Raw genomic sequence first — 18,162 nt, forward strand, 5'->3', positions numbered from 1 at the left:
CCGAACACAGGGAGTACTGCGTGTCCGACTTCGAAGAGACCCTCGTCCTCGTCAAGCCCGACGGCGTCGCCCGCCAGCTGACCGGTGAGATCCTCCGCCGGATCGAGGCGAAGGGCTACGAGCTCGTCGACCTGAAGATGCTCACCGCGCCGCGTGACCTGCTCGACGCGCACTACGAGGAGCACCAGGGCAAGCCGTTCTTCGAGCCGCTCGTCGAGTTCATGCAGTCCGGTCCCGTCGTCGCCGTGCGCGTCGCCGGCAACGGTGCGATCGCGGGCTTCCGCTCGCTCGCCGGCACCACCGACCCGACCTCGGCCGCGCCCGGCACCATCCGTGGTGACCTCGGCCGCGACTGGGGCCTCAAGGTGCAGCAGAACCTGGTCCACGGTTCGGACAGCCCCGAGTCGGCCGCGCGCGAGCTCGCGCTCTGGTTCGCCTGAGCGACGGGGACGACGTGACGAACAACGACCGACCCACCAAGAACGAGCGGCGTCAGCACGCCCGAGAGGTCGCTCGGCAGCGCGCCGACGCCGAGAAGCGCCGCAAGCGCCGCAACAAGTGGTTCCTGCAGGGCGGCATCGGCCTGGGCATCCTGGCGGTCGCCGCGATCATCGCGATCGTCGCGGTGAACGTGAACAACGCGCCCGTGGTGTCCGCAGCCGGGCCGAAGAACATGGCCACCGGCGCGATCCAGTTCACCGGCCAGGACGGCAAGGTCACCCCGGTGACCACGCCGGCCGTCTCCGCGACGGGCTCTGCCTCGCCGGTCCCGACGGCGAACAGCGACGGCGCCGTGACGGTCACCGAGTACGTCGACTGGGCCTGCCCGGTCTGCAAGCAGTTCGAGGCGGCCTACTCCGACCAGATCCTCGACAAGGTGAAGTCAGGCGACGCGACCCTGGCGATCCAGCCGGTGTCGATCCTCGACCGCAGCTACGCGGGCTCCCGCTACGCGAGCCGTGCCGCGAACGCCGCCATGTGCGTGGCGAACTACGCGCCGGACAAGTTCCTCGACGTGCAGACCCAGTTCTTCGAGAACCAGCCGGCCGAGGGCACCAAGGGCCTGACCAACTCCGAGATCGCGAAGCTCGTCAAGGCGGGCGGCGCGACCGGTTCGGACCTGTCCGAGTGCCTGTCGTCCGAGCAGTTCAAGGGCTGGGTGACGAAGTCGACCCAGGCCGTCACCACGAACGAGGCGCTCGCGGGCACGCAGGGCTTCGGCACGCCGACGATCGTCGTCGACGGCAAGCGCCTGGACGACCTGAGCACCGTCATCACCGCGATCGACGCCGCGGCGAAGTAGCACGCCCCGAACGACCGACGGCCCTCTTTCCCATCCGGGAGCGGGGGCCGTTCGTCGTGAGTGGGGGGAGGTTAGGACGTCCGGCCGTGCTCCCGGACGAAGGCCGCGAACGCGTCGACGTCGGCGAGGGACGCCGCACCGTCCGCGTTGTACTGCTCGCCGTCGACGATGATCGTCGGCGTGCTCGTGATCCCGTCGAGCGACGAGTTCGGCACCGGGTCGTTCATCGCCCGGTTCGTGGCGTCGGCGACCCACCCGGCGAAGTCCTGCCGGGTGATGCACGGTGTCACGGCCGGGTCCGTCGCCCCGGCCTCGCGCGCGAGGGACGCCAGCTCGTCGTTCGTGAGTCCGCGCGTGCTCTCCGAGGGCTGGTGGTCGTAGAGCGAGCTGTTGAAGGCCAGGAACGCGTCCGGGTCGTGGTCCGCGACGCACGCGGCAGCCGCGGCCGAGCGGGTGGAGTACCGCGATCCGAGCGACACGCGGTCGAGCAGCCCGAGCGGATGCAGCTCGAGGGTGGCGGTTCCGTCCTCCACCCACTGCCGGATCCGGGGCATCTGGGCCGTCTCGAACTGGTTGCAGTACGGGCACATGTAGTCCGCGTAGATCGTGATCGCGGTCTTCGAGCCGTCCTGTTCGGTCGGCGTCGGGGTCCCGCCGTCGGGCACCGCTCGCGTCTCGACGGGCACGATCCTGCCGTGCGCCCCGGTGAGCAGGACACCGTCGCTCGCCGTGTTCCGCGGACCCGGCCCGGCGGGCTGCACGGAGTTCGCGAGCACAAGGGCGACCACCGCGACCACCGCGAGGCCCGCGACGATGATCCCGCTGATGCCGAGTGTGCGGAGGCGACGGCGGCGCGACTGCTCCGCCGCCCGTGCCGCTCGCGCACGTTCCCGTGCGGCGTCCCGGCGCGCCCTGCTGCTCTCGATCTCGCTCATCGATCCCGAGCGTAGGGGCAGCGGGGACGGCTCAGAAGCTGGTGAGGACCGCGGGGAACTTGATGATGATCGTGACGATGATGACCAGGTAGTTCGCCAGCGCGAACGCCCAGCTGAAGGGCAGGAGCGACCGCCCGACACGCTGCGCCCCGGCGCCGAAGCGACCCTGGGCCGTGTTCCAGATCGTGAACACCCAGAACATCGGGATCGTCATCGACCAGACGAGCATGCACCACGGGCACAGGGCGCCGATGACGAAGACGGTCTGCGTGAACAGCCAGGTCACGAACACCCACGCCAGGAAGACCCCGGCGTTGAAGACGATCCAGAACCAGCGCGAACCGTTCCGGAACCCGGCGAGCAGCAGCACGGCGACGGCGATCGGGGCGACGAACCCCATGACGCCGAGCAGCGGGTTCGGGAACCCGAACAGGTGCCCCTGCCAGCTGGCCATCACGTCGGAGCAGTTGATGAACGGGTTCACGTCACAGCTCAGGACGGCCTTCGGGTTCTCGTACTTCGTGAACTCGTCGAGGACGAGCCGGAACGAGCCGAACAGGCCGACGATCCCGGTGACGAGCAGGAAGACCGCCATCGCGATCGGACGACGGGGGGCAGGTGCAGACGCGGTCACGCGGTCATCATCGCATGCGGGTTCCGGTGCTTTCCGGGTGCGGCATGCGATAATGCCTGGAGGTCGTGCGGCCAACCGCACACCGAAGAGAGCTTTCCGAGTGACGCCCCACCGGGCCGAACCCGGACGATCCGGTGCGGTGAGAGCGCACTGTGGTCGGGCAGCGTCACTCCGATGCCGAGCCGGAACGGGCCGGGTGCCCGGACCGGAACGGGCGCGGACGCAACGAGAAGTTGACGCGGACCGATCACGAGACAGCGAGCGCGGGGGCGTCGACGCCGCCCGCCACGACACAGAATTCCCGCCACCCGAAAGGGTGCGAGTGGGGCCGAGGAGTGCACCAGTCCATGGTGGAGCAGAACAACGACAACACGACCAACGACGAGAACGCGCCGAAGCGCCGGAGCCGCCTGTTCGGCGGTCGCCGCGCCCGGTCGTCCGGCCAGGAGGCCCGTGGGGGCGCCGAGCAGGCACCCCACGCCGACGAGACCCTCGCGCTGACGGGCGGCGCTGACGCCCGTCCCGCGGCCAGCGTCGCGTCGGCCGGTTCGCCGGACTCTCCCGGTTCGCCGGACTCGCCCGACTCCCCGGCATCGCCGGCGTCGCCCGTCGAGCCGACCGACACCGGGGCGGTCTCCGTCGCGGTCGAGGCCGTCGCCGACAGCGGTGCCCAGCCGCACGACGTGAGCACGCTGACCGGCGACCTGCCGGTCGTGACGGGCGACCGGTCGGGCACCGCGACCGACGGGGCGGACGCGGACCGCGCCTCCCGTCCGGCCGACGCCGCACCGACGGCCGAGGCGAGCGACGACGCCGCACCCGCCGACGAGCCGTTCGTGCCGAAGGCCACGAGCACGCTCAGCCTGATCTTCCACGCGCCGGTGCTGCCGGAGCTGCCGCAGCGCGCGCCCCGGTTCGAGCGCGACCGCGACCGTGACCGTGATCGTGACCGCGACGAGGACGACCGCTACGACCGCGAGGACCGCTTCGACCGCGATCGCGACCGTGACGACCGCGACGACCAGGGCGGCTCGCGCCGTCGCTCGCGTCGCCGTGGTTCGAGCGCCGACCGCGAGGCCCGCGAGCCGCGCGACCACCAGGAGCCGCGCCGTCGCGAGCCGGAGCTCATCACCGAGCCGCAGCGCATCAAGGGCTCGACCCGGCTCGAGGCGAAGAAGCAGCGTCGTCGTGACGGCCGCGACGCCGGACGCCGCCGCCAGGTGGTCAGCGAGGACGAGTTCCTCGCCCGCCGCGAGAGCGTCGACCGCCAGATGATCGTCCGCTCCAGCTCGTCGACGATCGAGATCGGCGTGCTCGAGGACGGCATCCTCGCCGAGCACTACATCACCAAGTCCGAGAACGTGTCGCTCATCGGCAACGTCTACCTCGGCAAGGTGCAGAACGTCCTGCCCTCGATGGAGGCGGCGTTCGTCGACATCGGTCGCGGTCGCAACGCCGTGCTCTACGCCGGTGAGGTCGACTGGAACTCCGTCGAGACCGGCAACCACGGTCGCCGCATCGAAGCAGCGCTCAAGCCGGGCGACAAGGTCCTCGTGCAGGTCACGAAGGACCCGGTCGGCCACAAGGGCGCCCGCCTCACCAGCCAGATCTCGCTGCCGGGTCGCTACCTGGTCTACGTGCCGAACGGCTCGATGAACGGGATCTCGCGCAAGCTGCCGGACACCGAGCGTGCCCGACTGAAGAAGATCCTGAAGGAAGTCCTGCCGGAGCACGCGGGCGTCATCGTGCGCACCGCCGCCGAGGGCGCGACCGAGGAGCAGCTCACCCGCGACGTGCAGCGCCTGACCAGCCAGTGGGAGGCCATCCAGAAGAAGGTCGCCGGCGGTCACGCCCCGGTGATGCTGCACTCCGAGCCCGACCTGCTCATCAAGATCGTCCGCGACGTCTTCAACGAGGACTTCACGAAGCTGATCATCGACGGCGAGGCCGCCGGCGGCACCATCGACGAGTACCTGTCGGCCGTCGCCCCGGACCTCAAGGACCGCGTCGTCCGGTACGAGGGCCCCGACTCCTTCGAGGAGTTCCGCCTCAACGAGCAGATCGACAAGGCGCTCGACCGCAAGGTCTGGCTGCCCTCCGGTGGTTCGCTCGTCATCGACCGCACCGAGGCCATGACGGTCGTGGACGTCAACACCGGCAAGTTCGTCGGTTCCGGGGGCAACCTCGAAGAGACGGTCACGAAGAACAACCTCGAGGCCGCCGAGGAGCTCGTCCGCCAGCTCCGCCTGCGCGACATCGGCGGCATCATCGTCGTCGACTTCATCGACATGGTGCTCGAGGAGAACCGCGACCTCGTGCTCCGCCGCCTGGTCGAGTGCCTGAGCCGCGACCGCACGAAGCACCAGGTCGCCGAGATCACCTCGCTCGGCCTCGTGCAGATGACCCGCAAGAAGATCGGTGTCGGCCTGCGCGAGTCCCTCGACGAGGTCAACGCCAAGGTCAACGACAACAACGCCGACCCGGGTCCGAGCAAGGGGCGTCGCAAGGGTCGTGGTGGGAACGGCAACGAGAACGGCCGATCCGACAACGGCAACGGCAACGGTGGCAAGGGGAACTCCGGTTCCTCGGGGCAGTCGAACGGTGCCTCCGGCCAGGCGCACCAGATCACCGACGACGTGAAGAACGCGCTGTCGCGGATCGCCGCCTCCACCCTCTCGCACGACGAACAAGAGGCAGCAGCCGCTGCCGTGACCGCGACGGAGGCCACGGCACCGTCGTCGGCCGACGCGTCCACCGGCCCGGACAGCACGGGTGGCGAGCAGCCGACCGGTTCGAAGCGTCGTCGCCGTGGTCGTGGCGGCCGCGGGGCAGAGCAGCAGAGCGGAGACCAGCGCGCCGGAGACCAGCAGAGCGGCGACCAGCAGGCCGCTGCCGACGCTCGGGCCACCGATGCACCGCAGGCACCCGCTGCCGAGCAGTCGGACGCGCCGGGGTCGTCGGTCACCGCTGAGCCCGCCGTGATCGTCGAGCCCGAGGCGCGCGCGCCGAAGGGTGCTGCTCCGGCCGTCACCGAGCCCGCAGCCGCACCGAAGGCGAAGGCCCCGGCCCGCCGTCGCGTGAGTTCGAGCGCCACCGTGACGCCGACCGACAACACCGTGGCGATCCTGGACATCCCGATCGCCGCGGCGCCCAAGCGCGAGCCCCGCGCGGTCGCCCCGGATGCCGAGTCCCTGCTCGACTCGGTGCTCCAGGCGCTCCCGGAGCCGAAGCAGCCCGGACAGGGGCGCTCGCGCTCCCGCCGGGTCTCGTCGCCGAGCATCAGTGCTCCCGCCACGCCGACGGAGGAGTCGACCGACGACGCCGACGGCTCCGACGGCGCAGTGATCCTGGGGAACTGACGTGACGAACCCGGGCGACCCGCAGCAGCAGCGTGGGTACTACGGTGCGGGCTGGTCCCAGCCCGCACCGCCCGGCCCGGGTGCCCAGCAGCCCGGCGGCCCGGTGCCGCCGCAGCAGGGCGGTGTGCCGCAGTACGGGCGTCAGCCCGGTGCCGGCGCGCCGTATGCTCCGCCGCGGCCGCCCCGTGTCCCGGCCGACCCGCGCCGGGCCTTCGCGCCCGGCGCCTCGGTGACGAACACGGCCGGTGCGCTCATCGCCGTGGTGGCCCTGGTGCTCGTCGAGTTCGTGTCCGGGCTCTTCGGGCTGCTCGGCGCCTCGCTCGTGGTGAGTCCGTTCCGGCACTACGGTGCCGGCACGAGTCTGCTCGGCAGCTTCACGACCGGGGTCTTCGTGGCACCGTTCCCGTACTACGTGGGCGCGTTCCTGGCCCTGGCGTTCCTGACGCCGATCGACCGCCGCAGCCCGCTGCCGAGGCTCCTGCTCCGCGTGGTCCTCGCCGGCGCCGCGGGCACGGTGGCCCTGATGCTCGTCGGAGTGTTCACCGGCTCGTTCGGAGCGGCCACCGCTGGCGGCTCCCAGCTCGTCATCGACGTGCTCACACGACCGCTGCAGAACGGTCTGCCGTTCACCGTGATGCTCCTGGCGACCGCCACGGCGGCTTGGCTCTGGCTCGGTCGGCCGCGCCGCGGACGTGGCTCGTCGACGACCCCGGGGATGCCGGGCACCGTCCGACCCGCCGACGCGGTCCCGCCCTCGACGATCCAGCCGCAGGCACCACAGCAGCCACAGCAGCAGCCGCCGGCACCGTACGGGCAGGGGCGCGTGCAGCCCGACCCCCACGGCCAGTACGGCGGGCAGTACGGCGCCGGGCCGCGCCCAGACCAGCAGCAGCCCCCGGCGAACCCCTGGGGCGGTCCAGCGCCCCGCTGAGCCCGTTCGCGGCCCCTCGCACGGAGCGACGCCCCGCCGCGACACCGCCGCCCCTTCGAGCCGTGCGAGGTTCCGTACTCGGTGCGCCGGTCTCCGCGTCGCACCGAACCCGGAACCTCGCACCGTTCGCGCGGCCCTGCGAGCCGGCGGCGCACCGTGTGCGGTGCCGGGCGGGGCGGACGCGCGCCGCCCCTCCCGGCCGTCCGGACGCGCGGTCAGATGCCGCGCTTGTCCCGCTGCGCCACGCGTAGCCCACTGCGGATCAACCGCAGCACGAGCTCGCGACCGGTCACGGCCGAGGCGCCAGCGGCCACCAGTTCGTCGTACCGCGAGAGCGGGACGTCGTAGTGGTCGTGGTCGAACGCACGGCGCGGCACACCGGCCCGCGCAGCGAACGCGTGGAGTTCCGCGTAGGATTCATCACTGACGAGGTGCGACCACAGTGTGTCGTGGGCGGGCCACGTCGGTGGGTCGATCAACACGGTCACCGTGCAATCGTACGGGTGTCGCCGTTTGACCGGACCCAGGGTGATCGAGTATTCTCGGTCCCTGGTGTCAGCGGGCCGTTCTGCCTGCGTCGCCGATCGGGCCCGGCCTTCCGGGAGCCGCTCGTGCAGAAGTGGGCACCCGAGACTTCCCTCAAGCAGAGTTACGTAAGGATTTCCACGTGGTTTACGCAGTAGTGCGCGCCGGCGGCCGTCAGGAGAAGGTCGAGGTCGGCACCATCCTGACCATCGACCGTGCCAAGGCGGACGACAAGGGCAACATCGACCTCGCCCCCGTGCTCCTCGTGGACGGTGACAAGATCACGTCGGCGGCTTCCGAGCTCGCGAACGTGACCGTCACCGCCGAGGTGCTCGACGACCTCCGTGGTCCCAAGGTCATCATCCAGAAGTTCAAGAACAAGACCGGGTACAAGAAGCGCCAGGGTTTCCGCGCTGAGCTGACCCGCGTCAAGATCACCAAGATCGCGTAAGGGAGTCAACTCATGGCACACAAGAAGGGTGCGAGTTCCACTCGCAACGGTCGTGACTCGAACGCACAGCGCCTCGGCGTGAAGCGCTTCGGTGGCGAGGTCGTCAACGCCGGCGAGATCATCGTCCGCCAGCGCGGCACGCACTTCCACCCGGGCGCCAACGTCGGCCGCGGTGGCGACGACACGCTGTTCGCCCTCTCGTCCGGTTCGGTCGAGTTCGGCACCAAGGGTGGCCGCAAGGTCATCAACATCGTCAACGCGTAGTCGTTCGAACGACTGCAGCTGGAGGGGCGGGCCGAGTGCCCGCCCCTCCTTCGCTTTTCCCGCCGACGATCCCGTCGGCACAACGAAACACCTGGAGTGGACCCATGGCGACCTTCGTCGACCGCGTGACCCTGCACCTCAGCGCGGGGCACGGCGGCAACGGCTGCGTGTCGGTCCGCCGTGAGAAGTTCAAGCCCCTCGCCGGGCCCGACGGCGGCAACGGCGGTGACGGCGGCGACATCGTGCTCGTGGCCGACCCGCAGGTGACGACGCTGCTCGGCTACCACCGTTCCCCGCACCGCTCGTCGAAGAACGGGCAGCCCGGCATGGGTGACCACCGCAGCGGTGTGAGCGGCGAGGTCCTCGAGCTCCCGATGCCCGTCGGCACCGTGGTGTACGACGAGTCCGGCGAGGTCATCGCCGACCTCACCGAGCCCGGCATGCGCGTCGTCGTGGCCCCCGGTGGACAGGGCGGCCTCGGCAACGCGGCGCTCTCCACCACGAAGCGCAAGGCCCCCGGCTTCGCGCTGCTCGGCACCGAGGGCTGGGCGGGGGACATCAGCCTCGAGCTGAAGACCATCGCCGACGTGGCCCTCGTCGGGTTCCCGAGCGCCGGCAAGTCCTCGCTGATCGCGGCCGTCTCCGCCGCCAAGCCGAAGATCGCGGACTACCCGTTCACGACCCTCACGCCGAACCTCGGCGTCGTCGAGTCCGGTGACACCCGCTTCACCGTCGCCGACGTCCCCGGCCTGATCGAGGGCGCGTCCGAGGGCAAGGGCCTCGGCCTGGAGTTCCTGCGCCACGTCGAGCGGTGCGAGGCACTGCTCCACGTCATCGACTGCGCCACGCTCGACCCGGGCCGCGACCCGATCAGCGACCTCGACGTCATCCTCGGCGAGCTCGAGCGTTACCCGGTCCCCGAGGGCCAGGTGCCGCTGCTCGAGCGCCCGCAGCTCATCGCCCTGAACAAGATCGACGTGCCCGAGGCGCAGGAGCTCGCCGAGTTCGTCACCGCCGAGCTCGAGGGCCGCGGCTACCGCGTCTTCCCGATCTCCACGGCGTCCCGCAAGGGGCTCCGCGAGCTGACGTTCGCCCTTGCCGACATCGTCGAGCAGGCCCGCGCCGCCCGTGCGGCCGAGCCGGTCCCGGAGCGCATCGTGCTCCGCCCCCGGTCGGTCAACGAGAAGCCGTTCACCGTGCGCGCCGAGGGCGGCGAGGAGCACCGCTTCTACCGCGTCCGGGGCGCGAAGCCGGAGCGCTGGGTCCAGCAGACCGACTTCACCAACGAAGAGGCGATCGGCTACCTGGCCGACCGGCTCGCGAAGCTCGGCGTCGAGGACGGCCTGTTCAAGGCCGGAGCCGTCGCCGGCTCCACCGTCGTCATCGGTGGCGACGGCGGCATGGTGTTCGACTGGGAGCCCACGCTCACGTCGACCGCGGAGCTCATCACGAGCGCCCGTGGCACCGACGCCCGCATCGGTGCGACGTCGCGTCCGACCCGCAACGAGCGGCGCGAGGAGTACTTCGAGCGGATGGACGCCAAGGCGGCCGCCCGTGCCGAGCTCGAGCAGGAGCGCGTCTCCGGGCTCTGGGTGGACGACGACGTGGTGACCAGCGACCAGCTCGGCACCGGCGACCAGTTCGACGCCGACCAGGTCGAGACCAGCGACCAGAAGGAGTGACCGCGGCATGACCGACACGACCGCCCGCACCGACCTCGGACCCGTCACACGGCGCGAGGACATCCCGCGTGCGCGGCGGATCGTGGTCAAGGTCGGCTCGTCCTCGGTCAGCGGTGACGCCGCCGGCCAGATCGGCCCCCTGGTGGACGCGCTGGCAGCCGCCTACGGCCGGGGGACCGAGGTCGTGCTCGTGTCGTCCGGTGCGATCGCGACCGGGTTCCCGTTCCTCGGGCTCGAGGGTCGGCCGGACGACCTCGCCACGCAGCAGGCGGCGGCCGCCACCGGGCAGAACGTCCTGATGTTCCGGTACCAGAAGGAACTCGACCGGCACGGTGTCGTCGCGGCGCAGATCCTGCTCACCGCCGGTGACCTGCAGAACCCCACGCACCGGGTGAACGCCCAGCGCGCCATCGACCGGTTGCTCGCCCTGCGCGTGCTGCCGATCGTGAACGAGAACGACACCGTCGCCACGCACGAGATCCGCTTCGGCGACAACGACCGGCTCGCGGCCCTGGTGGCCCGACTGCTCGGTGCCGACGCCCTCGTGCTGCTCTCCGACGTCGAGGCGCTCTACACGGCACCCCCGGAGCAGCCCGGCGCGACCCGCATCGACGAGGTGCCGTTCGGCGACGAGCTCGCCGGGGTCACCTTCGGCTCGATCGGCACCGCCGGCGTCGGCACCGGGGGAGCGGAGACCAAGGTCGCCGCCGCGCGGCTCGCGGCCGAGGCGGGCACCGCGGTGCTCGTGACCGACACGGCGCTGGTCGACCGCGCGCTGGCCGGCGAACACCTCGGCACCTGGTTCCACGCCGCACCGCGTCCCTGACGCAGCCCGCACCGCGCCCGAAACGGTCACGACGCGCCGTCGGGACGGTGCCGACTGGTCGGAGACCGTCGGTGTGGGCGTCGCGGAGCGACGGACTGTGACCGCTCGCGCGGCGCAGGACGACGTGTCGTGACCGGCCGGCGGGGTGGACGCGACCGCCTGGAGGCCCGGTGCGGGTCCCGGGGACCGGTGCCGGGCCTCCAGGCGGTCACGACTCCCCGTCGGGACGCGGTCGTGTGGTCGGGAACCGTCGGTACGGTCGCCGCGGAGCGACGATCGGTGACCGCTCGGCAGGCAGATGACGACGTTTCGTGACCGGTCGGTGGGGCGGACCGGGCCTGGAGGCACGGCGAGCGTCCGGCACGCCCGTCACGAACCGAGGGGCGGACCTACAATCGGTCCATGTCGTCGATCGCGCCCGCCCCGACCCTCACCGACAAGCTCGTGGCGGCACGGGCCGCCTCGTCGGCGCTCGCGACCGCGACCACCGCCGTCAAGGACGCGGCCCTCGGTGCGATCGCCGCGGCGGTGCGTGCCGCGACCGACGAGATCGTCGCCGCGAACCACGACGACCTGGTCGCCGGCGAGGACGGCGAACTCTCGTCCGGGCTGCTCGACCGGTTGCGACTCGACCCCGTCCGGATCGAGGCCCTCGCCGCCGCGGTCGAACACGTCGTCGGACTGACCGACCCCGTGGGCGAGCACGTGCGCGGGTCGCAGCTGCCGAACGGACTCCAGCTCACCCAGGTGCGCGTGCCGTTCGGTGTCGTCGGGGCCATCTACGAGGCACGCCCGAACGTCACCGTCGACATCGCCTCCCTCGCGCTCAAGTCGGGCAACGCCGTCGTGCTCCGCGGCGGGTCGGCGGCCCAGCACACGAACGCCGTGCTCGTCGCCAGGATCCAGGACGCGGTCGAGTCGGTCGGGCTGCCCCGCGACCTGGTGCAGACCATCGACGAGTTCGGCCGCGCCGGTGCCACCGAGCTCATGCGGGCACGTGGCCTGGTCGACGTGCTGATCCCACGGGGGAGCGCCGCGCTCATCCAGACCGTCGTCACCGAGTCGCAGGTGCCCGTCATCGAGACCGGTGCGGGCGTCGTGCACGTGTTCCTCGACGCGTCCGCGCCCGAGCAGCGTGCGGTCGACATCGTCCTGAACAGCAAGGTGCAGCGGCCGAGCGTGTGCAACGCCCTCGAGACCCTCCTGGTGCACGAGGCCGCGGCCGAACGGCTCCTGCCGCTGCTGGCCGACCGGCTGCGGGCGTCCGGTGTGACGCTGCGCGGCGACGACGCCACGCGGGCGATCGTGCCCGGGGTGCTCCGCGCCACCGACGACGACTGGGCGACCGAGTCGATGGACCTCGACCTGTCGATCCGCGTCGTGCCCGACGTCGACGCGGCGATGGCGCACATCGCCCGGTGGTCGACGCACCACACGGAGTCGATCGTCACGAACGACGTCGACACCGCCGAACGGTTCCTGGCGACCGTCGACTCGGCGGTCGTGATGGTGAACGCGTCGACCCGGTTCACCGACGGTGGCGAGTTCGGTTTCGGTGCCGAGGTCGGCATCTCGACGCAGAAGCTGCACGCGCGCGGTCCGATGGGCCTGCCGGAGCTCACGAGCACGAAGTGGATCGTGCGCGGCTCCGGGCAGATCCGCGGCTAGACTGAACGGCGTCTTTCCCCGACCGAACGGAGCACGAACGATGACCCTCCTCGCAGAAGCTGCTGAGCACGCCTCCGGGGCGCCCGCGTTCGTGTTCCCGATGGTCGGCGCCCTCTTCTTCATCTTCCTCGGCTTCGTGACCTGGAGCTTCCGCGACGTGGCCTACCGCCACTCGCAGAAGTTCGAGGCCACCCGCCACCACGAGACGGGTGTCGACGAGTTCGGTCACACCAAGATCTGACCGACCACTCGATGCTCGAGACCACCGGACGGCCACGCATCGGCGTGATGGGTGGCACGTTCGACCCCATCCACCACGGGCACCTGGTCGCGGCGTCCGAGGTGGCGCGGGCGTTCGACCTCGACGAGGTCGTCTTCGTCCCCACCGGACAGCCGTACATGAAGTCCGACGTCACCGACGCCGAGCACCGGTACCTGATGACCGTGATCGCCACCGCGTCGAACCCGATGTTCACCGTCAGCCGCGTGGACATCGACCGCCCGGGGCCGACGTACACCGTCGACACCCTGCGGGACCTGCACGAACAGCGACCGGATGCCCAGCTCGTCTTCATCTCGGGCGCAGACGCCGTTCAGCAGATCGTCGACTGGAAAGACCATGATGGTCTCTGGGACCTCGCGCACTTCGTGGCCGTGACGCGTCCGGGACACGCCTTGAGCCTCACCGGATTGCCCGAGCGGGACGTAAGCTTGCTCGAAGTCCCTGCACTGGCCATATCCTCGACGGATTGCCGTGACCGGGTTCGACGGGGGTTCCCCGTCTGGTACTTGGTTCCCGACGGTGTCGTCCAGTACATCTCCAAGCACCATCTGTATCGGAGCGTTGCATGAGTTCGTCCGACGCGCAGCCGCCCCTGTCGCGGCGCCAGGCGCGCGAGCGGGAGCGTGCCGCCGCGGCCGGTTCGCAGCCCGCGACGCCGCCCCCGACCGTCGCCGCACCCGCCGCCGAGACCGCCGAGTCCCGTCGCCGCCCCGGGTCGCACGTCGCCCCGGCCCCCGGTGGCCCCGCCCAGTCGTCCGCGCCGGCATCGGCGCAGACCGACCCCGGGCCTTCCCCGTCCGTCCCGGTGTCGGCACCCGCGGCCGGTGTGCCACCGTTCCCGCCGGCCTCCGCGACCGAGATCGTCCCCGGCAGCGGTGGGCTCACCCGTCGGCAGATCCGGCAGCTCCGTGCTGCCGAGCGCCAGGCGGTCCTGCCGGTCCCGCTGCAGAACCCCACGCCCCAGTCGTCCGACCGCACCGTCGAGGACGTCCTCGGGTCGGTGGACACGATCGACCCCTCCGCCGCGCCGCAGAGCGCTCCGGACGTCGAGGCCGCGCACGACGAGCAGCCCGCTGCCCCGACGGTCCTCGACCAGGCCGCGGTCGCCCAGGCCACCGAGGCCGACGGGTCCCCGGACGCGCTCGAGCCCCTCGACGAGGCCGCCGCGCACGCCGAGGAGCCCCGCCGCCACCGGTCGACGTGGTCGCCGCCCGCCGACGTCACCGAGTCCGACGCGTCCGCGACCGACGTCCCTGAGTCCGGTGCGCCGGAGACCGATGCCCCGGCGGACGACGTCCCGGAGTTCGACGCCCCTGCGGACGAGACGACCGACGTCGCACCGGCGGACGAGTCGTCCGAAGACACTCCGGCTCGGTCTGCCGACGACGCTCCCGCTCCCGCTGCCGGGTCGCAGCCCGCCGTCACGCCGGTCCCGATCCCGACGAACGCCGCAGCGGCGACCCCCGCGGTGTTCCCGCTCTCGCTCGACGCCGAGGACGACGACACCAACGAGGTGCCGCTGCCCGAGCCCGCGACCGAGGCCCCGAAGGTCCCCGCCGCGTTCCAGCGTCCGACCGAGCCGAAGCCGGTGACCACGGCCTTCGCGCCGCCCGCGGGCCACTGGTCACAGCAGGCGCACGACTCGAACGACTCCGAGGTGCACGACGCCGAGACCGGCACCCGCCGCGTCGCGGTGACGAACACGAACGCGATCATCCTGCCGAACTCGGCCCTGGCCGATCCCACCGGTGCGCTCAACGCGACGGGCGAGGTGATCCTGACCGGGTCGATCGACCTGCCCGCGTCGCTGTCGTCGACGGGGTCGCACCGGCCGATCGACGGCGCCGAGGTCGACCGCCTGCTCGAGCAGCAGGACGAGCAGCCCGAGACCGACGCCAGCCCGGTCCGGGCCAGCCGCGCGGTGTCCAGCCACACCTCGACCCGTCAGGTCGTGCTCGCCGCCGCCAAGCCGAAGGAGTCGCGCACGCCGCTGATCCTCGGTGTGACGGTCGGCGCGGTCGGGCTGGCTGCGGCCGGCGTGATCATCACCGCTCTGCTCACCACCCACGCGTTCGGCGGCTGACCGCTGCCGTCCTCGACGTCCGTTCTCCACCACCCCGCCGACCCTGGCCTGGCCGCTGTCGGCGGGGTGGCTTATGATCGTGACCCATCAAGCGAACCGGCTGTCCGTCGGTTCGACGACCGGAAGGAATCCGTGACCGCCTCCACTCGCGCACTGGAACTCGTGCAGGCCGCAGCACTCGCGGCCGACGCCAAGCAGGCCGAGGACCTCGTCGCTCTCGACGTGACCGGGCCGTTGCAGCTCACGGATGTGTTCCTGCTCGCAACCGGTCGGAACGAGCGCAACGTGCAGTCCATCGCCGATGCCGTCGAGGAACGCCTCCTCGAGCTCGGTGCCAAGACGCTCCGCCGCGAAGGCCGTACCGAGGGCCGCTGGGTCCTCATCGACTTCGGCGAGATCATCGTGCACGTCTTCCACGACGAAGACCGCCAGTACTACTCGCTCGAGCGTCTCTGGGCCGACTGCCCGACGATCCCGCTCGAGCTCCCGGTGGACCACACCGCCTGATCAGCGACGCGCCCGGGTGACGGCTTCGATTTCGTTGCCCGGCGTTCGCATGGTGTACGCTTCTATGGTGCCTCCGGGGAACCGGTTGGTACGGAAGTAGCACGATCTGGGTCTGTGGCGCAGCTGGTAGCGCACCTGCATGGCATGCAGGGGGTCAGGGGTTCGAGTCCCCTCAGATCCACCCTCAACCCCGTCGTTCCTCGGAACGGCGGGGTTTTTTCGTGCACCCGGCGGGCCTCGGCGGCCCGATACGCTGAGCGCATGAGCAACGACGCGCCGCTGTCCGGGTCCCCGCTGACGATCGCCTCCGCCGGGTACACGGCCGACATCGCCACCGTCGGAGCGACACTGCGGACCCTGCGGCACGAGGGCCGAGACCTGGTCGTCCCGTTCGACGCCGACGAGGTCCGCCCGGTCTTCCGCGGTGCCGTCCTGGCCCCGTGGCCGAACCGGATCGTCGACGGCGAGTACTCGTTCGGCGGCGTCGACCACGAGCTGGCCCTCACCGAGCCCGCACGGCACCACGCCCTGCACGGACTCGTCGCGTGGACGGACTTCCGCGTGCAGGAGCAGGCGGACGACCGCGTGGTGCTCGCCACGACCGTCCAGGCGCAGCAGGGCTACCCGTACCGCGTCGAGGTCACCGTGGAGTACCGGCTCGACGCCGAGGGGCTGCACACGACGATCACCGGGACGAACACCGGGGCCGAGGACGCACCGTGGGGGACCGGCCCGCACCCCTACCTCGTCGCGGGTACCGGCACCGTCGACGACTGGACCCTGACCCTGCCCGCCGCCCAGGTGCTCGAGGTGACGCCGGACCGGCTCGTCCCGACCGACCTGGTCCCCGTGCACGACGAGTTCGACCTGCGTACGCCCACGCTGATCGGTGACCGGTTCATCGACCACGCCTTCACCGGCTTCGACCGCGACGCCGCCGGCCTCGCCACCATCGCGGTCACGGCGGCGGACGGTCACGGGGTCCGTGCGATCTTCGGGCCAGAGTGCGGCTGGGCGCAGGTGCACACCGCCGACCACGTCGTCCCCGAGTACCACCGCGCCGGTCTCGCCGTCGAGCCGATGACGTGCGCCCCCGACGCCTTCAACGACGGCGAGGACCGCGGCCTCGTGGTGCTCGCGCCCGGTGCCTCGCACGCCGCCGCATGGACGATCGCCGCGATCTGAGCACCCCCGACCCCGGCGTCCGCGTCGAGGTCCGCCGACTCGACCCGGTCCCCGACCTCGCGGCCCTGGCGGCGCAGGTCGCCGGGGACCTGGTGTGGCTCGACTCCGGCCTGCCGGACGGTGCTCCCGCCACGGCTCGGCCCCGGGCACGCTTCTCCGTGCTGGCGTGGACGGACGGGCCGTTCGCCGCCCGGTTCCGGCACCAGGACCGTCGTGCGCACCTGACGGTCGCCGCGCCCGCCGAAGGGTGGTTCGGGCCCGCCCGGTCCGAGGAGCGTCCGGCCTTCGCGGTGCTGGCGGACCTGCTCCGACGCACGCCCCGCCTGCCCGAGCCGGTCGTCGGGTGCGGGTTCGCGCTGGGCTGGGTCGGGTTCCTCGGCTACGAGCTCGGCCGCGAGTCCGGCGGCCCGGACCGCACCGCCGACGGGCACGCCGACGCCGACCTGCGGTTCGTCGACCGAGCCGTCGTCGTCGACCACACCGGTGGCGCCTGGGCGCTCGCGCTCGTCGCCGACGCGGAACCGGCGGCCAGTGCGCGGAACCGCGCATGGCTGGAGGACGTGCCCACCCCCGCGACGTCGGCCGACATCGCGGACGCGGCCACGGGCCTCCCGGCCGGGGTGTCCACGGCGACCGGACGCGTCACGCGCGCCGCCTACGAGCGGGCGGTCGACGCGTGCCGCGCGGAGATCCGCGAGGGGAACGCGTTCCAGGTCTGCCTCACCACCGCCTTCGCGGTCGGACTGGAGGCCCGTGGCGGCCCCGGTACGGACCCGCACCTGGGCGAGTACCTGCGGATGCGGGCGGCCGACCCGGTGCCGTTCGGCGCGTTCCTGCGGCTCGGCCCGCTGCGCGTGGCGAGCCGGTCACCGGAGCGGTTCCTGCGGATCGACGCGGCCGGAGCGGTGCTCGCGGAGCCGATCAAGGGCACGCGGCGGCGGCTCGCCGACGCGGTGGCGGACGCGGCCGCGCGGGACGACCTGGCGGCGAGCCCGAAGGACCGCGCCGAGAACGTGATGATCGTCGACCTGCTGCGGAACGACCTGCTGCGGACCGCGGTGCCCGGGTCGGTGCACGTCGAGCGGCTGTGTGCCGTCGAGACGTACGCCAGCGTGCACCAGCTGGTCTCGACGATCGGGGCGGTGCTGCCGCCGGGGACGTCGCGGGCCGACGTGGTGCACGCGGCGTTCCCGCCGGGGTCGATGACCGGGGCGCCGAAGAGCAGTGCCACGGCGATCGCGGACCGGCTCGAGGGAGCGCCGCGCGGGGTGTACTCGGGCGCGATCGGGTACTTCTCGGCAAGCGGGGCGGCCGACCTGTCGGTGGCGATCCGTAGCCTCGTGACCGTGCTCGACGAGTCGGGGGCGGTGCGTTCCCGGACCCTCGGAGCCGGGGGAGCGGTGACCTGGTCGTCGGTGCCCGCGGACGAGGCGGACGAGGTCGAGACCAAGACGCGGTCGGTGCTCGGCGGGGTCGGGGCGGTCGCCGGCTGGTGAGCTGATGCCCTGATCCGAACACGTGTTCGA

The 18,162-nt window shown here is 71.9% G+C and carries 18 protein-coding genes and 1 tRNA gene; 16 read left to right on the forward strand and 3 right to left on the reverse strand.

Annotated features, from left to right (window positions below):
- Positions 1-20: 20 nt before the first annotated feature.
- Positions 21-440 carry a nucleoside-diphosphate kinase gene (gene ndk, locus QRN49_RS15995; RefSeq protein ID WP_017885984.1) on the forward strand — a complete coding sequence of 140 codons (420 nt, stop codon included), beginning with the start codon at positions 21-23 and terminating at the stop codon, positions 438-440.
- Between the two features lie 14 nt (positions 441-454).
- A complete protein-coding gene (locus QRN49_RS16000; protein ID WP_282819037.1) occupies positions 455-1,303 on the forward strand; it encodes a DsbA family protein in 849 nt (282 codons plus the stop codon).
- 71 nt (positions 1,304-1,374) lie between these two features.
- Here QRN49_RS16000 and QRN49_RS16005 read toward each other — a convergent pair whose 3' ends face one another.
- Complete coding sequence (locus QRN49_RS16005; protein ID WP_284756646.1) at positions 1,375-2,238, reverse strand: DsbA family protein; 864 nt, start codon at positions 2,236-2,238, stop codon at positions 1,375-1,377.
- Between the two features lie 31 nt (positions 2,239-2,269).
- Positions 2,270-2,872 carry a vitamin K epoxide reductase family protein gene (locus tag QRN49_RS16010; RefSeq protein WP_244993419.1) on the reverse strand — a complete coding sequence of 201 codons (603 nt, stop codon included), beginning with the start codon at positions 2,870-2,872 and terminating at the stop codon, positions 2,270-2,272.
- Positions 2,873-3,219: 347 nt separating this feature from the next.
- Here QRN49_RS16010 and QRN49_RS16015 point away from each other — a divergent pair, with 347 nt between their 5' ends.
- Positions 3,220-6,231 carry an Rne/Rng family ribonuclease gene (locus QRN49_RS16015; RefSeq protein WP_284756647.1) on the forward strand — a complete coding sequence of 1,004 codons (3,012 nt, stop codon included), beginning with the start codon at positions 3,220-3,222 and terminating at the stop codon, positions 6,229-6,231.
- A gap of 1 nt (position 6,232) precedes the next feature.
- Positions 6,233-7,162 (forward strand): hypothetical protein, encoded by a 930-nt coding sequence (locus QRN49_RS16020; protein ID WP_284756648.1) that lies wholly within the window; start codon positions 6,233-6,235, stop codon positions 7,160-7,162.
- Positions 7,163-7,377: 215 nt separating this feature from the next.
- Here QRN49_RS16020 and QRN49_RS16025 read toward each other — a convergent pair whose 3' ends face one another.
- Positions 7,378-7,650, reverse strand: coding sequence for a DUF4031 domain-containing protein (locus QRN49_RS16025; RefSeq protein WP_128781310.1), 273 nt, complete (start codon positions 7,648-7,650; stop codon positions 7,378-7,380).
- A gap of 179 nt (positions 7,651-7,829) precedes the next feature.
- Here QRN49_RS16025 and rplU point away from each other — a divergent pair, with 179 nt between their 5' ends.
- The 12 genes from rplU (at position 7,830) to QRN49_RS16085 (ending at position 18,132) form a co-directional block, all read left to right on the forward strand.
- On the forward strand, positions 7,830-8,138 hold the full coding sequence (gene rplU / locus QRN49_RS16030) for a 50S ribosomal protein L21 (protein ID WP_027464715.1): 309 nt from the start codon (positions 7,830-7,832) through the stop codon (positions 8,136-8,138).
- A 12-nt stretch (positions 8,139-8,150) separates the two neighbouring features.
- Positions 8,151-8,402 carry a 50S ribosomal protein L27 gene (gene rpmA / locus QRN49_RS16035; protein WP_017885976.1) on the forward strand — a complete coding sequence of 84 codons (252 nt, stop codon included), beginning with the start codon at positions 8,151-8,153 and terminating at the stop codon, positions 8,400-8,402.
- Positions 8,403-8,506: 104 nt separating this feature from the next.
- A complete protein-coding gene (gene obgE / locus QRN49_RS16040; RefSeq protein WP_284756649.1) occupies positions 8,507-10,084 on the forward strand; it encodes a GTPase ObgE in 1,578 nt (525 codons plus the stop codon).
- Positions 10,085-10,091: 7 nt separating this feature from the next.
- Positions 10,092-10,910 (forward strand): glutamate 5-kinase, encoded by an 819-nt coding sequence (gene proB / locus QRN49_RS16045; RefSeq protein WP_284756650.1) that lies wholly within the window; start codon positions 10,092-10,094, stop codon positions 10,908-10,910.
- A gap of 402 nt (positions 10,911-11,312) precedes the next feature.
- Positions 11,313-12,578: a glutamate-5-semialdehyde dehydrogenase gene (locus QRN49_RS16050; RefSeq protein WP_282820246.1), complete on the forward strand. Its 1,266-nt coding sequence runs from the start codon at positions 11,313-11,315 to the stop codon at positions 12,576-12,578.
- 40 nt (positions 12,579-12,618) lie between these two features.
- Positions 12,619-12,819 carry a hypothetical protein gene (locus QRN49_RS16055; RefSeq protein WP_035807661.1) on the forward strand — a complete coding sequence of 67 codons (201 nt, stop codon included), beginning with the start codon at positions 12,619-12,621 and terminating at the stop codon, positions 12,817-12,819.
- 11 nt (positions 12,820-12,830) lie between these two features.
- Positions 12,831-13,430, forward strand: coding sequence for a nicotinate-nucleotide adenylyltransferase (gene nadD / locus QRN49_RS16060; RefSeq protein WP_027464719.1), 600 nt, complete (start codon positions 12,831-12,833; stop codon positions 13,428-13,430).
- A complete protein-coding gene (locus QRN49_RS16065; RefSeq protein WP_284756651.1) occupies positions 13,427-14,944 on the forward strand; it encodes a hypothetical protein in 1,518 nt (505 codons plus the stop codon). Before nadD ends, QRN49_RS16065 begins: the two co-directional genes overlap by 4 nt.
- Before the next feature lie 132 nt (positions 14,945-15,076).
- A complete protein-coding gene (gene rsfS, locus QRN49_RS16070; RefSeq protein WP_027464721.1) occupies positions 15,077-15,451 on the forward strand; it encodes a ribosome silencing factor in 375 nt (124 codons plus the stop codon).
- Positions 15,452-15,559: 108 nt separating this feature from the next.
- Positions 15,560-15,632, forward strand: a tRNA-Ala gene (locus QRN49_RS16075).
- Positions 15,633-15,712: 80 nt separating this feature from the next.
- The gene (locus tag QRN49_RS16080; RefSeq protein WP_284756652.1) at positions 15,713-16,636 is read left to right on the forward strand and encodes an aldose 1-epimerase family protein; all 924 of its coding nucleotides are present in this window, start codon (positions 15,713-15,715) and stop codon (positions 16,634-16,636) included.
- Complete coding sequence (locus tag QRN49_RS16085) at positions 16,615-18,132, forward strand: anthranilate synthase component I family protein (protein WP_284756653.1); 1,518 nt, start codon at positions 16,615-16,617, stop codon at positions 18,130-18,132. The genes QRN49_RS16080 and QRN49_RS16085 overlap by 22 nt, the downstream gene beginning before the upstream one ends.
- Positions 18,133-18,162 lie beyond the last annotated feature (30 nt).

The organism is Curtobacterium sp. ME-Dv--P-122a, from assembly GCF_030209645.1.
GTDB lineage: Bacteria > Actinomycetota > Actinomycetes > Actinomycetales > Microbacteriaceae > Curtobacterium > Curtobacterium flaccumfaciens.

Coding starts and splice junctions, on each gene's coding strand:
- rpmA (WP_017885976.1), top strand. CDS start 8,151: ATGGCACACAAGAAGGGTGCGAGTTCCACTCGCAACGGTCGTGACTCG.
- obgE (WP_284756649.1), top strand. CDS start 8,507: ATGGCGACCTTCGTCGACCGCGTGACCCTGCACCTCAGCGCGGGGCAC.
- proB (WP_284756650.1), top strand. CDS start 10,092: ATGACCGACACGACCGCCCGCACCGACCTCGGACCCGTCACACGGCGC.
- QRN49_RS16065 (WP_284756651.1), top strand. CDS start 13,427: ATGAGTTCGTCCGACGCGCAGCCGCCCCTGTCGCGGCGCCAGGCGCGC.
- QRN49_RS16015 (WP_284756647.1), top strand. CDS start 3,220: ATGGTGGAGCAGAACAACGACAACACGACCAACGACGAGAACGCGCCG.
- QRN49_RS16050 (WP_282820246.1), top strand. CDS start 11,313: ATGTCGTCGATCGCGCCCGCCCCGACCCTCACCGACAAGCTCGTGGCG.
- QRN49_RS16055 (WP_035807661.1), top strand. CDS start 12,619: ATGACCCTCCTCGCAGAAGCTGCTGAGCACGCCTCCGGGGCGCCCGCG.
- nadD (WP_027464719.1), top strand. CDS start 12,831: ATGCTCGAGACCACCGGACGGCCACGCATCGGCGTGATGGGTGGCACG.
- QRN49_RS16085 (WP_284756653.1), top strand. CDS start 16,615: ATGGACGATCGCCGCGATCTGAGCACCCCCGACCCCGGCGTCCGCGTC.
- QRN49_RS16080 (WP_284756652.1), top strand. CDS start 15,713: ATGAGCAACGACGCGCCGCTGTCCGGGTCCCCGCTGACGATCGCCTCC.
- QRN49_RS16005 (WP_284756646.1), bottom strand. CDS start 2,238: ATGAGCGAGATCGAGAGCAGCAGGGCGCGCCGGGACGCCGCACGGGAA.